This is a genomic window from Martinezella tropici (assembly GCF_003287875.1).
Classification (GTDB): Bacteria; Pseudomonadota; Alphaproteobacteria; order Rhizobiales; family Rhizobiaceae; genus Rhizobium; species Rhizobium tropici_C.
Genome location: NZ_QMKK01000046.1, coordinates 340,739 through 355,367, shown reverse-complemented (window position 1 = coordinate 355,367; position 14,629 = coordinate 340,739). Strand labels below are relative to the sequence as shown.

Sequence of the window (14,629 nt, the reverse complement as noted above, 5' to 3'; positions counted from 1 at the left end):
GATCAGAAAAATTCGATCGTATTGTCGACCGGCTTGGGAGCCACGACCGGACGCTGTTCCAGCGCGACGGTCTTCTGCGTCTCCGCACCGGTCAGCGGGTATTGCCTGGCCCTGCCGGAGATCGGCCAATATTCGATCTTGCGTCCATGCTCGCCGCCCGTGCTGGAGCTGACGACCGGTATGCCTTCGTCTTTCAGGAACTGCATGGCGAAAACGGCATTCTGCTCGCCGACATTGGAGAAAGTGGCGATCGTCTTGGCACCGCCGAAGACTTTTGCTTCCAGCCGGTCGCGTCGCGCTCCCTTCTTCAGGAGACCGTTGATCAGAAGTTCCATCAGGTGCACGCCGTAGCGCGTCGCGTCGCCGCCGCTCATCGGCGAGGTGGCCATTCCCGGGAGGAGGAAATGGTTCATCCCGCCGACGCCGGCGATGGGATCGCGCAGGCAAGCCGCCACGCAAGAGCCGAGGATGGTCGTCAGCACTACGTCGGGATCGCTGATGACCTTGTACTCGCCCTGAATAATATGCACGCGACGGGCAGCACCCTCGACGATCATTTCAGTGCTCCGAAGACAGCCTCGATGGCAGCTTTCATCTTTTCGATGGTGAAGGGTTTGGCGAGCACGTTGTTGGCCCCGAGCTGCGCCGCCTTCTGGACCAGCGCGCGGTCACCCTGCGCCGTCAGGATGATGAAGGCCGCCTTCTTCGTCGTCGGGTTTGTCCGGACTGCCTGCAGCAGACCGAGCCCGTCCATTTTCGGCATGTTGAAATCGGAGATGACCAGATGGTGCGGCTGTTGCTCCATGATCTTCATCCCCTGCTCGCCGTCGCCGGCGGCGGTGATCTGCTTGAAGCCGAGCTGCGTCAGAGCATCGCTCAGCAACAGGCGGCTGGTGACCTGATCGTCGACGATCAGAACTTTGATTTTCTCCGCTAGAGACATTATTCGCTCCCTTCCTTTCGGGCGGCTGTTATTTTCAAAATTTCCTCGCCAATGGCGTTCAGCGGAAACTGCTGTTCGACGGCGCCGAGCTCGTGCGCGACCCTCGGCATGCCGTAGACCACACAGGTCTTTTCGTTCTGGCCGATGGTGCGCGCACCGGCGTGGCGCATCTTGAGGAGACCGGCGGCGCCGTCACGCCCCATCCCGGTCAGGATCACGCCGACAGCATTGCGGCCTGCCAATTCGGCAACCGAATCAAAGAGCACGTCGACCGAAGGCCGATGACCGTTCACCGGCCCGCCGTCCACCAGACGGCAATGAGGCGCCGAGGCATTGGCAACCCGCAGATGCCTTTCGCCGCCCGGCGCCAGATAGATCTTGCCGATTTCCAGCCTTGCGCCATCGGTCGCCTCCTGGACGACCGGCGCGCAGAGCCGGTTCAGCCGTTCCGCGAAGCTGCGCGTGAAGGTCGGCGGCATATGCTGCGTGATGACAGTCGGCGGGCAGTTGGCCGGGAATTTCTGCAGGACATTGATCAGCGCCTCGACCCCGCCGGTGGAGGAGCCGATGGCGACGATCTTGCGTCCCACGCGAAAATCCGAAACGGCCGGCGGCGGCACGCGCTGGGCGGCGGGCTTCACATATTGCCGCTGGGAACGGGCGGCCGCCTTCACCTTATCCGCAAGGTCGCCGAAAGGATGCGGTTCGCCCGGCGACGGCTTTCCGACACAGTCGAACGCGCCGATCTCGAGGGCGGCAAGCGTCGCATCGGCGCCGCGATGCGTCATCGTGGAAACCATGATGACGGGCATGGGCCTCAGCGTCATGATCTTTTCCAGGAATTCGAGGCCGTTCATGTTCGGCATCTCGATGTCCAGCGTGACGACATCGGGATTGAGAGCCTTGATGGCGGCGCGCGCCTCGAGCGCATCACCGGCCTGACCGACGACGTCGACGTCCGGATCAGCGCGCAATACGGCCGTGATCAGGCCGCGCATGGTCGGGGAATCGTCGACCACGAGAACACGGGCAGCTGCGTTCATGGTTTCCTCCCCGCGTTCTTGCCGAGATAGCGATAGGTCGTGATGCCGATATTGTCGAAGACGTGCTTCGCCTCGCCAGAGACCCGCTCGGAATGGCCGATATAAAGGTGGCCGTTGTCATGCAGCTGGCCGGCAAAGCGGGACCAGATCTTCATCTGCGTCGGCTCGTCAAAATAAATGACGACGTTGCGGCAGAAGATGACGTCGAACATGCCCTTGAAGGGCCATTGCGCCAGCAGATTCAGCTCGTTGAAGGTGATCAGCCGCTTGACGCGGTCGTCGATCTGGAATTTGCGCCTGCCCTGGAGATTGACCTCCTGAAACCATTGCTTGCGCATGGCGGGCGAGATCGTTTCGAGCGCCGTTTCATCGTAGGCACCGGCGCGGGCAAGCCCGAGGATCTTCGGATCGATATCCGTCGCAAGGATCTTGAAATCGAAGTCCGCAACATTCGGCATCAAGGCGAGCACGGTCAGCGCGATGGAATAGGGCTCCTGCCCGTCGGAACAGGCGGCCGACCAGATACGCACCCGGCCACCGGCCTTGGCGCGCGCCAGGAGGCCCGGCAGAACCTCGTCGCGCAGATGATCGAAATGATGGTTTTCGCGGAAGAAGCGTGTGAAATTGGTCGTCAGATGCGACAGCATCTCACGGCGCGCGGCACTTCCCGCCGGCGAGGAAACCAGCTGACAGTAGTCGCGGAAACCGGGGAGGCCCAGCGCGCGGATATGCTTCGACAGCCGCGAATAGACCAGCGACGCCTTGCTCTCGTTGAGCGAAATGCCGGCATCCGCATAGATCATGGCGGCGATTTCCATGAGGTCGCGCCGTGTCAGCGGATATTCGCCGCTCGCCAGCACCTCGTCCGGAGACGCCTTGAAATCCATGGCTCCCATCGCGCTCATGCAGCCTCGCTTTCGCTTTCAGGGAACAGGGCTTCCAGCTCGATCAGGCAGATCATGCGGCGATCGATCGCCACGATGCCGCGCGCAAACTGCCGCTCGTGGTCGGAGGAGACTTCCGGTGTCGGCTGGATGCTGTCGTCGGTGATGGTCAGGATGTCCGACACCGCATCGACGAGAAGACCGACCACCTTGCGCTTGACCTGCGCGACGATGATGACATGCCGTGCCGTCGGCTCCGCGCGCTTCATGCCGAGCCGGCAGGAGAGATCGATGATCGGCAGGACCGCGCCACGCAGATTGATGACGCCCAGCATATAGCCCGGCGCATGCGGCATGGCCGTTGCGGGCGTCCAGCCACGAATTTCGCGGACCGACATGATATCGACGCAGAACTCCTGGTCGCCAATGCGGAAGGCGATCAGTTCGCGGGCTCCCTGGGTCAGGTTCTTGACGGCATAGGACATGAACTCACCCCACCGCTGCGTAAGACATTTCAGGCTTCAGTGACTGGCCGCGCGAAGCGCCGACCACGGCATCGACATCAAGGATCAGGGCCACGCGGCCATCGCCGAGGATGGTCGCGGCCGCGATGCCCGGCACATGCGTGTAGTTGGCCTCGAGGCTCTTGATGACGACCTGGCGCTGGCCCTGGATAGCATCGACCATGAGGGCACGCTGCCCGCCGCCTTCCGATTCCACCAGCAGCGCAACACCTTCGACCGGATTGGCCTGCGTGGCGCGGAAGTTCAAGATGCGGCCGACATCGACCAGCGGGCAGAAGCTGTTGCGGATCGAGATCAGGCGGTGGTTGGCGCCGAATGAATGGATGGCGGAAGCCTCCGGCTGCAGCGTTTCGACGATCGCCGTCAGTGGCACGACGAGCGTCTGGCCGGCAACCGTCACCACCATGCCGTCGAGGACGGCGAGCGTCAGCGGCAGGCTCATGGTGAAGACGGAACCCTGCCCCGGCTTGGAGCTGATGTTGATGCGGCCGCCGAGCGCCTGGATCGAGCGCTTGACCACGTCCATGCCGACACCACGGCCGGAGATGTCGGAAATCTTGTCGGCGGTCGAGAAGCCCGGCAGGAAGATCAGGTTATCGACTTCCTCATCCGAAAGATTGGCATCCGCCGCGATCAAGTCGTTGTCGATGGCCTTCTGGCGCACCTTTTCGCGGTTGATGCCGGCACCATCGTCGGCAAGCTCGATCAGGATGCGGCCGGAGCGATGCTTTGCCGTCAGGCGAACGGTGCCTTCCGGATTCTTGCCGAGAGCAGCGCGCTTTTCCGGCGTTTCGACACCGTGGTCGACGGCATTGCGGATCATGTGCGTCAGCGGTTCGGCCAGCTTGTCGATGACGGTCTTGTCGACTTCGGTGTTCTCGCCCTCGGTGATCAGGCGGATCGACTTGCCGGTCATGTCGGCGATTTCGCGAACGATGCGCGACATGCGCTGGAAGACGGGCTTCACCGGCTGCGCGCGGATCGCCATGACGCTGTCCTGGATCTCGCGGGTGAGCTGCTGCAGCTCTTCGAGACCCATGTTGATGGAGGACGCGCCGTTGTTGTCGTTCTCGATGACGCTCTGTGACAGCATCGCCTGATTGATGACGAGCTCGCCGACGAGGTTGATCAGGCGATCGACACGGTCGAGATCGACACGGATGGTTTGTCCGGCGGCGGCAGCGGCTGCGCTATTCTGTGCGGCCGCCGCATTCGAAGCGGCAGCAGCGGCAAGGGCGGCTTCCTTCTTTTCGACGCGCGCGGCAGCGGAGGCCAGCTGCGTGACGTTGCTTGCGATTTCCGCGGCGGCAACGGCGGCAGCAGCATCATTCTTCGGAGCCGCTGCCGGCTCGACGTGTTCGGCAGCGGGCGCGGCACCGTCATCATCGAGAGCGGAGAGGTCGAAGGGGACAGGCACCATCGGCAATTCGTCGCTGGCCGAGGCGCCGGCACCAGTTTCGACCTGCCTGATATCGAGATCGCAATCCCATTCGGCAAATTCGAAAACAGTGCGAATGGCGTCTTCGCCCTTGTCCGTCTTGATCGAGATCGCCCATTTGAAATAGGCACCTTCGGGATCAAGGTCGATGAGACCCGGCAGCGCATCGATGTCGCAGAAGATATTCATTTGGCCGAGCCGCGCGAGGTCGCGCAACAGCAGCGTCGCGTCGTTGCCCTTGGCGTAGAGATCCGAGCGCGGCCTGAAATCGACCTCATACTCCGGCACGCCGTCGCCGGCCGGCTCGTCGCTGCCGAAATCGTCATCGAAGCTGAAGGGGATCGGCTGGAAACCGCTATCATCGGTCGGAGCCGGCGCCGCAGCCTTGGGAGCGGCCTCGACGACGACTGCTGCCGCAGACGGTAAGGGCAGATCGCCATTCGCCAGCGCTTCCAGTTCCTTGACCAGGCCGCGGCTGCGAGCCTGATCGACACTCCCGCCGTCACGCGCGGCATTGGTGAGATCCGCCAGGACGTCTGCGGCCTTGAGCATGACCTTCAGGACATCCTGGGTCGGCTCCAGCTTGTTGGATCGAACGCAATCAAGCGTGGTCTCGAAGACGTGGGCGAATGCGACCAGGTCGTCCAGACCGAAGGCACCTGCCCCACCCTTGATGGAATGAACGGCGCGGAACACGGCATTGACGGTTTCCGGATCGCGGTCGCCGTCATTCATTTTCAGGAGACCGGATTCCAGTTCGGCGAGCTGCTCTTCGCACTCCTGGAAGAAAATCTCTTTGATTTCGTTCATATCCATGAGGGGTGGATCCTGTCTAGGCGGTTACGCGCTCGATGGCATCGATCAGCTTGGCGGGGTCGAACGGCTTGACGATCCAGCCGGTCGCGCCGGCCTGGCGGGCACGGTTCTTCTTCTCCGCATCGCTTTCGGTCGTCAGCACGAGGATCGGAACGGCACGGTATCTGTCGTTGCGGCGAACGCCCTCGATGAAGCCGAAACCGTCAAGGCGCGGCATGTTAATGTCGGTAACGATGACGTCTGGATTGGCTTCTTCCAGAATTTCCAGGCCTTCGACGCCGTCTTCGGCCTGAATGGTCTCGAAACCCGCATTGTTGAGGGTGACGAGAAGCATGTTTCGAATGGTCCGTGAATCATCCACGGTCAGCACTTTTTTCTTCATTGCCGGATCTCCTTGGCAAGCAGATGGGAGATATCCACCCCGATCACCTGCATTGTTTTTTGAAATGCATCCGACACCTTGGAGAAGGTGAAGGAGAGCTTGTCCTCATCCCACGTCTTGGCGGCGGCCATGATGACCTGAACGCACAAGGCCCCGATCCTTTCGACGCCGGACGCATCGATCGCGACATTGCTGCCGCGCATTCCCATCAGCGTGCCGCGAAGGGCGGAGGCCTCGTTGAGGTCCAGCACCGCGGCCAGACTGATTGTCTTTTCGCCTTTCTTGCTCGGCATCGCTTCATTCCCCGTTGTTTGAAATCGGGCCGCCCGGCCCGCATGTGCATGAAACTGAAAGATCAATAGGCATTGCGTGTGCCTCCCGTTGCGGTCCTGCGAAGCGGGAAGCCGAAATCGGCCATCTCTTCTTCGTCCCGCCCGATGTTGAATTCATCGCGGGCGGAGAGCTGGCGTTGCTGAGCGGTTTTCACCGGCACGGCAGGCGTTGCCTGGCGCCGCTCGCGCTCAATGCGGAACTCGCGAATGGTCCGGCCGAGCTCGACGACGACGCTATGCAGGTGATCGGCGCCTTCCTCGGAGCGGCTCGCCTCGCTCCCGGCAGCCGCCGCGCGCTCGCTATAGCCGCCAATATCTGATGTCAGCGCCTTGAGTCCCACGACCTGCTCGTCGCTGGCCGCAGCAATCCCGGAGATCGCCTCGTTGATATCGCTCACCTGACGGACGATGCTGCCGATCGCATCCTGGGTGCGACCAACCATCTGGACGCCCGCATCCACCTGGGCTTTGGTGCCCGTCACCAGAACCTTGATCTCGCGTGCGGCATCGGCGGAACGCTGGGCGAGCGCGCGAACTTCCTGCGCGACGACGGCAAAGCCGCGGCCGCTGTCGCCGGCGCGGGCGGCTTCGATGCCAGCATTCAGCGCAAGAAGATTGGTCTGGAAGGCAATCTCATCGATGACGCCGATGATCTGGCCGATCTTTTCGGCCGAGGTCTCGATATCCGACATCGCCGATATCGCCTGACCGACGATCCGGCCGCTGTCTTCTGCCGCCGCGCGCGTCGATACCGCGACACGCTCAGCCGAACGCGTATTGGCGGCATTGCCGCGCACCTGTTCGGCGAGCTCGGCGAGCTGCCGCGCCGAGACCGCGAGCGCACGCGACTGTTCGGACGATGTTTCCGCGAGGGATTTCGAGGCATGGGAAATGGCACCGCTTGCCGCCTCCGCCGCCTGGACGCCGCCGGACAGAGCCGAAAACTGCTGCTGAATGTCCTCCAGCGCCGCATTCAAGGCGTCCGCGACCTCGGCATAGGCTTCGGGACAATCCATCGGCAGCCGGGTCGTCAGATCGCGATCGGCAAGACCGTTGGCAAGCTCAGCGAGGAAGGCCGCAGCCTCGGCGCGATCGGCAGTCCGCTGTTCGGCCAGCGCCCGCTGGTGGCCGACCCGCAATTCGTTGAAGCGAAGCGATACGGCAATCTCGACATCGACCATCACGAGCCGCACGACTGATGTCACGAGTTCGCTCAGTTCACGGGCGCGGCGCTTGGCTCCAGGCAGGATGGCACGGCTGCCCATGTCTTCGAGAAGGCCGGAAAGAAGATGCTCCAGCATCACGCCATGACCCGCGACATGCCAGCGCGGGTCGAGACCCATCTTGCTTTCGCTGTCGGACAGAACCTTCACGCGCTCGGCATAAAGACTGTCGAAGCGTGCGTCCGTCAGCACATCCCAATGCGAGGACTGCAGATCCTGAAGGCGTTCGAGCTGGTTTTCACTGGAAAAATTGCGGGAAGCATCCGGAAAGGTCTGGAAGCGGTGGAAAAGATCGCGCAGGCCTGCTTTCAGATGCGTCTCGAGCATCGGCCGGTGGCGGCGCAAGATTTCACATTGCCCGGCATCGAGACCAGCAAAACGCAAGCGGTCGCGAAGGCTGCCAGCCTGCGCCTTACCTGCCTGATCTGACGGCGAATCCTGCGCCAAAATCGTCCCTGCCGAACTGCCGCGCATTCAAGCGCCGGCGAAACCGCTGATGATCCGCGCCAGGCGCAATGAGGAGGCGAGAAAAGGCAGCCGTCGCCGTCGATCAGCTGATCGAGGCACCGAAGCTCGCTCGTTCATCAAAGTCTGTTGCGGACCTGTTTGATGACATGGATACCGGATCGGACCCGGTACGACGGGGCGGCTTCATGCCTGGTGAGAACGAGTCACAATTTTCCCATTCCGACGTTCAAGCTCAATATTTATGGTTAATTCCTTGCCCGAAGGTTAATGACGGAAGAAGGCGCATTCTACGCTATTTCATACTAAATTAGTAATTACTTTCAGATATACTTTATCGACCGGTAAAGACACGGAATCGCAAGTCACGAGCAAGCTTCGTATCTTATTGCTCAAGGGATAGACAGCTTCGATGTCGATACGGAGAGAGCAATGATTGTTCTTGGTTTGACCGCCTCGCTGATGGCCAGCCTGACGCTTGCGGCCTTCATGCTTCTGTGCCGCATAGAGGGGACACGCGGTAAAGCCGCTTCGCGCGTCCTTTAGACGAAGCTGTCATGGGCGTCCCCGATCGAAAATCGGACATATGGCATTCGCGGCCACTATGGCGACCGCTGCTGTCTTACAGAGAGCAGGGAGCTAGCTTTGGTCTCAATAGTTCCGTATTAAGCCTCACGATCAGGCACCGAGACCCATTCCATTAATGCTCGACACGACCCATTCCCGAACGACTGCACAGAAACTCTCTCTGCAGGTGGCCCTCGCAATCATCTTCGGAGTGACGCTCTGGCGCGTCCTCATGTTGCTGGTCAACAAGACCGACCTCTTCGTCGACGAGGCGCAATATTGGTTCTGGGGCCAGAATCTCGATTTCGGCTACTACTCCAAACCGCCGATGATTGCCTGGGTGATCCGCTTCTTCAACGCGATCTCCGGATCGGACTCGACCTTCTGGATCCGCATATCAGCGCCGCTCTTCCATCTCGCCACCGCACTGATGCTGATGCGCACGACGCGGCGGCTGATCGGGAGCGAGGAAGGACGCGAGATTGCACCCTGGGTCGGCGTCATCTTCATCACGCTGCCAGCCGCCTCGCTTTCCGCCGTGCTGGTATCGACCGACACGATCCAGATCCTGTTCGTGACGATCGCCATATGGGCTTTTATCGGCCTGACCAGGCGTTCCTCGGTGCTGGAAGCTGTCATCCTCGGCGCCAGTCTCGGTTTCGCCTTCCTAACGAAATATTCGGTGCTTTTCCTTCTGCCCGGTGTCGGCATTGCCATGCTGACGATGCGTTCGGCGCGCATCGCCTGGCGGGATGTTGTGATTGCCGCCGTCGTCGGCGCCATCGTCGTTTCACCCAATCTCTGGTGGAACTTCACCCATGATGCAGCGACCATAAAGCACACAGAAAATATTGCCCAATGGAGCAAAGACGGTGGCAGCAACAGTCTGCTGAAGCACATACTCAATGGGCTCAGCTTCTTCGGCGCCCAGTTCGGCGTGATCGGCCCGGTCGTCTTCTATGCGCTTTTGTGGGCGACGTGGCGATTGATCCGCGGGCGGAGCGACGATCGGGAAAAGCTGCTGTTCTGGCTATCGGTGCCTGTCGTGGCGCTGATCACGCTGCAGGCCCTCCTCGCTAAGGCCTATGCCAATTGGGCCGTCTCGGCCTATGCCGCCGGCACCATTCTCGCCGTCTGGCTGCTCTATCGCCTGACGAAAAAGGGGCTGAGCACCTCGCTGATCATCGGAGCCGTCGTCGCCTTCGTGATCCCGGTGCTGACGGTCTTTGCCTATGACATCAAGCTGCCGAATGGCGATCTCATCATGAAGCGCTATGTCGGACGCGCCGTCATCAGCCGGGAAATCGCCGACATAGCGACTGACGCGAAGACACCGGTCATCGTCGCCGAGGATCGCGATATCCTCGCCGATCTTTATTATACGTTGAAGGGTAAGCCTTTCCGGATCTATGCCCGCAATTTCGGCGGCTTTCCCAATAATTATTACGAGCAGAACTTCTCTTTGCCGGCCGACGTGACCGGGCCGGTGCTGTATATCGACAACGGCCCGTTCGAATGCCCGGGAAGCCAGGTGGACCTCATCAAGAGCTGGTCGCCGCCCTATGGCGAGATGAAGGGCAAAACGCTTCACGCCTATCGCGTCCCGGCATCCTGCCTGGCACCCAAACCGTCAGCAGCCGCCGGAACGGGAGCAGCGGAAAATTAAGAAACCGAGCCCGGACTGTTGACCGGCTCGCGCAAGTGCATCATGACAGGCCGCGCTAAAGCGCCGTGCGTCACATGTGACCCACAAAGGTCGCTGTAGCGCTTTTAATCTGTTGCATAATTCCTTAAAGCGATGCCGATTTAAGGAATTATGCAGTGGGAAGACGCCAGGCGTCCTGATATCATGACTAAACCGCCGGTGTTCGCGCCGGCAAAGGAACAAAGGCATTTCTGACTGTTGAGCCCACTCGAATTCGGCATTGCCGACAGCGAAGATAAAGACGACAGGACGCACCGCGCAGGCGCGCGCGTGATCGCCTCGCTGTTCGTCGCGTTCTTCGCCTATATCGGACTGGCGCTCGGTGGCGGCATCAATATGGCCGCGCGCGCCGATGCAGATGCTCTTTCTTCCGGCAAGGATAGCCAACCGCTCTACCTGTCCCTGCGGGATCCGGTGCGCGGCATCGTCGTTGCCGACCGCCTGGTAACGCCGAAAGCGACCTGGCACGATATCGGACCGGCGATACTCGCCTCCCTCCCCTCTCTCGGCTATCTGGCCACGCCGTGGCAGCCACGCCATCCCGGCGATGCTGCTCGGCTCGAATCTCTGGCATTTAGCGCCTATTTCGCGCGCGGCCCTCCGGGCGATTTCGCGTAAGCGATCGGCGCCGATGCGCCGCATCTCCGACATGACCTTAAGTCCGCCAGCGGTCAACCGCCGGCATAAGCGTATTTTCAAGGATAATACCCATGCGCACCTCACCATGGCTCGTGGCACTCTATACAGTGATCATCGTCATTGGCTTTCTGATAGCCCTGCCGAACGCGCTGCCGCCGTCGGTTCTCAGCAAGATCCCATCCTGGCTGCCGCATAGCCAGGTGTCCCTCGGCCTCGACCTTCGCGGCGGCTCCTACCTCGTTCTCGAAGTCGACGAGAAGGATCTGACGAACGGCCGGCTGCAATCGCTGCAGCAGGACGCACGCCGCGTGCTGCGCGACAAGAACATCCAGGTCCGTTCGGTCGTCCGCAGCGGCGACCAGATCGTCGTGACGCTCAACGATCCCTCGCAGAGCGGTGACGCGGTGACGCGGTTGCAGACGCTGGCCAACACGATCACGTCGGGCCTCTCGGCCGGCCAGTCCGATCTCACCATCAAGCCGAACGGCGCAACGATCGCCATGTCCTTCTCGCAGGCCGGCATTTCGGCCAACGTCGACTCCGCCGTCCAGCAGAGCCTTGAAGTCATCCGCAAGCGCGTCGACCAGGTGGGCGTTGCCGAGCCGACCATCCAGCGCGTCGGCCCGAACCGCGTTCTCGTCCAGCTTCCGGGTGCGCAGGATCCGTCCCATCTGCGCGAGCTTCTCGGTTCGACCGCGAAGATGTCCTTCCATCTGCTGGCCGACAATGCCGATCCGAACAATCCGCCTCCCGGCGTCACCATCATGAAGGACGAGCAGGGCAACAGCTATCCGGTTCTCGATCGCATCGAACTGTCCGGCGACCGTCTGACGGACGCCCGCGTGAGCTTCGATCCGAACACGCATGAGCCGCTCGTCACCTTCCGCTTCGACAGCGCCGGTGCCAACCGCTTTGCCGAAATCACCCGCGAAAACGTCGGAAAGCCCTTTGCCATCGTCCTCGACAACAAGGTGCTGAGCGCGCCTAATATCCGCGAGCCGATCACCGGCGGTTCGGGCCAGATCTCCGGCAACTTCACCGCCGACAGCGCCACCACGCTTGCAGCCCTGCTGCGTGCCGGTGCTCTGCCGGCCAAGCTCACCGTCATCGAAGAGCGTACCGTCGGCGCCGATCTCGGCAGCGACGCGATCCAGAAGGGCATCTATAGCGGCTTGGTCGGCTTCGTTCTGGTTGCCGCCTTCATCTTCGTGCTCTATGGCACCTGGGGGATTCTGGCGAATGTTGCCCTGCTCATCCACACGGTCCTGACCTTCTCCGCCCTGACGCTTGTCGGCGCCACGCTGACGCTGCCGGGTATTGCCGGTATCGTTCTCGGTATCGGCCTTGCGGTCGATGCCAACGTTCTCATCAACGAGCGCATCCGCGAAGAAACCCGCAAGGGCCGCGGTGCCTTCGCCGCCATCGATAACGGCTTCAAGAAGGCCTATTCGACGATCATCGACGGCAACATGACGGCGCTGATCGCTGCCGCCATCCTGTTCTACTTCGGCTCCGGCCCCGTCCGCGGCTTTGCCGTGACCATGGGTCTCGGCCTCATCATCTCGATGTTCACCTCCGTCGCCTTCGTGCGCGTGGTGATGATCGCCATCACCCGTCGCCGTAAGCTGAAGGTGATCAACATCAGGCCGCTGATCCCCTTCAGCCCCTATGACAAGCACATCCAGTTCATGAAGGCCCGCTTCTTCGGCGTCACCGTCTCGGCGATCCTGTCGCTCGCCTCGGTGGTCCTGTTCATCCATCCGGGCCTCAACTACGGCGTCGATTTCCGCGGCGGCATCCAGATGTCGGTCAAGACCAAGGACGCGGCCGATCTGGCGACGTTCCGCGAGGGCCTGAACACGCTCGGCCTCGGCGAAATAGCACTGCAGTCCTTCGGCGACAATAACAGCCTTCTTGTCCGCGCCCAGCGCCAGGACGGCGGTGAAGAGGCGCAGACCGCCGCAGTGACCAAGCTCAAGGCAGAAATCGTCAAGATCGATCCAAGCGCGACCATCGAAGGCACCGATGTCATCGGTCCGAAGGTCTCGGGCGAGCTTGCCTGGGCCGGCATCCTGTCGGTCGTGATCGCCAGCCTGGCGATGCTGTTCTACATCTGGTATCGCTTCGAATGGCCGTTCGCAGTCGGCGCCATCGTCACGCTGATCCTCGACGTCACCAAGGCGATCGGTTTCTTCGCGATCACCGGACTCGATTTCAACCTGACGGCCATCGCCGCGATCCTGACGCTTGTGGGATATTCGGTGAACGACAAGGTCGTGGTCTATGACCGCATGCGTGAAAACATGCGGCTCTACAAGTCGATGCCGCTGCGCGATATCATCGACAGGTCGATCAACGAGACGCTGGCGCGAAGCCTCTATACCAACGCCACCGCCTTCCTGGCGCTGGTGCCGATGGCGATCTGGGGTGGCAGCGCCGTCTCCAGCTTCGCGATCCCGATGGTGTTCGGCATCCTCGTCGCTGGTGCCTCGTCGGTCTTCATTGCCGCGCCGATCCTGCTTTTCCTCGGCGACTGGCGTCGCCGCCATGCCAAGCCGGTCGCCAACGATGCGAAGCCGGCGGACGACAAGTCCGGCAAGGACAACAAGCAGATCCCCGCGGCAGAATAAGCAGCCAATATCTGAGAACAGGACATGCCCGAGCTTCGGGCATGTCCATCAGCCGGACGAAAGCATCTCAGGCGAAATGCGCGGCGAGCGCCATCCGAAAATCCAAAGCGCCTCAGGAAATGGACGGCATATGCAACGGCAGGCCGAGACGGGGCGCCGTTATCTTTTCTATGACGCCCTTCTCCTGTTCGCTGACGAGCAGGTGCTTGCCGTCGACGGTGAAGGCGATGCCGCTCGGCCGCGTGCCATTGGTGCGGATATGGCCGGACATCATCCCCTCGGTATCGATCAGACAAATTTCGCCAAGGCCGGACATGGCACAATAGAGCGTGCCGCTGCGATCGAAGGCAAGGCCCGATGGCCCGCGCAGTACGTTTACCGCGGGCGACCTCATCGATTGCGCAAACATCTCCTGCCGCCCGCCGACGATCTGCCGATGGATTTTTCCAGTCAGCGTCTCGCTATAGTAAAGCAGCCCATCAGGTCCAAAGGCGATGCCGCTGGCAAGCAGCAGGCCGGCGGCCAGGACGCGGATCACCCGGCCTTCCGAAGGATCGATCTGATAGACGCAGCCATTATAGGCGGCCTTGAAGAAATCCGGATGGATATGCCCTCTTTCCAGCAGGTCGGTGAGGCGGATGCCGGAATCGGTCATGTAGAGCAGGCCGTCAGGCCCGAAGGCGAGCGCGTTCGGATGAAGAAACGGGCCGTCGGCACTCCCCTCTATCACCTGGCGGATCCGCCCTTGCGGCGAGAGCTTGATGAGCGAATTCTCCGGGCCGCCGGCCACCCAGAAGCAGCCGTCACCGTCGATCGCGATTCCGGTCGGGCTGCCGCCGATCCGACACAGTTCCTCACAGGCGCCGCTCGTATCGAAAAGCTTCAGATAACGGCGACTTGGGTCCGTCTCAACAAGCGCGATGCGCCCGTCCGGCAGAGCCACCAGTCCGCCAGGCAGGCGCAGCCCAGTGGCGATCGTTTCGTTCATATTCGGAAACCTTTACTCAACGCACTGCGAAACCCATACTCAAAAGTGCC

General features: G+C 61.5%; 13 protein-coding genes. 3 read left to right on the top strand and 10 right to left on the bottom strand.

The window, feature by feature from the left end; all coding sequences use genetic code 11:
* Positions 1-2 precede the first annotated feature (2 nt).
* The 9 genes from cheD to DQ393_RS21850 form a co-directional block, all read right to left on the bottom strand.
* Positions 3-557, bottom strand: coding sequence for a chemoreceptor glutamine deamidase CheD (gene cheD / locus DQ393_RS21890; protein ID WP_112343799.1), 555 nt, complete (start codon positions 555-557; stop codon positions 3-5).
* Positions 554-943 (bottom strand): response regulator, encoded by a 390-nt coding sequence (locus DQ393_RS21885; RefSeq protein ID WP_004128537.1) that lies wholly within the window; start codon positions 941-943, stop codon positions 554-556. The genes cheD and DQ393_RS21885 overlap by 4 nt, the downstream gene beginning before the upstream one ends.
* The gene (gene cheB / locus DQ393_RS21880; protein ID WP_112343798.1) at positions 943-1,986 is read right to left on the bottom strand and encodes a protein-glutamate O-methylesterase CheB; all 1,044 of its coding nucleotides are present in this window, start codon (positions 1,984-1,986) and stop codon (positions 943-945) included. The genes DQ393_RS21885 and cheB overlap by 1 nt, the downstream gene beginning before the upstream one ends.
* On the bottom strand, positions 1,983-2,891 hold the full coding sequence (gene cheR, locus DQ393_RS21875) for a protein-glutamate O-methyltransferase CheR (RefSeq protein WP_112343797.1): 909 nt from the start codon (positions 2,889-2,891) through the stop codon (positions 1,983-1,985). Before cheR ends, cheB begins: the two co-directional genes overlap by 4 nt.
* Positions 2,888-3,355 carry a chemotaxis protein CheW gene (locus DQ393_RS21870; protein WP_112343796.1) on the bottom strand — a complete coding sequence of 156 codons (468 nt, stop codon included), beginning with the start codon at positions 3,353-3,355 and terminating at the stop codon, positions 2,888-2,890. Before DQ393_RS21870 ends, cheR begins: the two co-directional genes overlap by 4 nt.
* 4 nt (positions 3,356-3,359) lie before the next feature.
* Entirely contained in the window at positions 3,360-5,648 is a 2,289-nt protein-coding gene (locus tag DQ393_RS21865) for a chemotaxis protein CheA (protein ID WP_112343795.1), read from the bottom strand.
* A 16-nt stretch (positions 5,649-5,664) separates the two neighbouring features.
* Positions 5,665-6,030 (bottom strand): chemotaxis response regulator CheY1, encoded by a 366-nt coding sequence (gene cheY1, locus DQ393_RS21860; RefSeq protein ID WP_004128526.1) that lies wholly within the window; start codon positions 6,028-6,030, stop codon positions 5,665-5,667.
* Positions 6,027-6,323, bottom strand: coding sequence for an STAS domain-containing protein (locus DQ393_RS21855; protein WP_112343794.1), 297 nt, complete (start codon positions 6,321-6,323; stop codon positions 6,027-6,029). The genes cheY1 and DQ393_RS21855 overlap by 4 nt, the downstream gene beginning before the upstream one ends.
* Before the next feature lie 62 nt (positions 6,324-6,385).
* The gene (locus tag DQ393_RS21850) at positions 6,386-8,032 is read right to left on the bottom strand and encodes a globin-coupled sensor protein (protein ID WP_112343851.1); all 1,647 of its coding nucleotides are present in this window, start codon (positions 8,030-8,032) and stop codon (positions 6,386-6,388) included.
* Between the two features lie 721 nt (positions 8,033-8,753).
* On the opposite strand from DQ393_RS21850, the gene DQ393_RS21845 reads away from it, so the two are divergent.
* The 3 genes from DQ393_RS21845 to secD all read left to right on the top strand — a co-directional run bounded on the left by DQ393_RS21845 (position 8,754) and on the right by secD (position 13,591).
* Positions 8,754-10,283, top strand: coding sequence for an ArnT family glycosyltransferase (locus DQ393_RS21845; protein WP_112343793.1), 1,530 nt, complete (start codon positions 8,754-8,756; stop codon positions 10,281-10,283).
* 237 nt (positions 10,284-10,520) lie between these two features.
* A complete protein-coding gene (locus DQ393_RS21840) occupies positions 10,521-10,940 on the top strand; it encodes a hypothetical protein (protein WP_112343792.1) in 420 nt (139 codons plus the stop codon).
* 92 nt (positions 10,941-11,032) lie between these two features.
* The gene (gene secD, locus DQ393_RS21835) at positions 11,033-13,591 is read left to right on the top strand and encodes a protein translocase subunit SecD (RefSeq protein ID WP_112343791.1); all 2,559 of its coding nucleotides are present in this window, start codon (positions 11,033-11,035) and stop codon (positions 13,589-13,591) included.
* Between the two features lie 112 nt (positions 13,592-13,703).
* Here the strand turns inward: secD and DQ393_RS21830 are convergent, their stop codons facing one another.
* Complete coding sequence (locus DQ393_RS21830; RefSeq protein ID WP_112343790.1) at positions 13,704-14,579, bottom strand: SMP-30/gluconolactonase/LRE family protein; 876 nt, start codon at positions 14,577-14,579, stop codon at positions 13,704-13,706.
* Positions 14,580-14,629 lie beyond the last annotated feature (50 nt).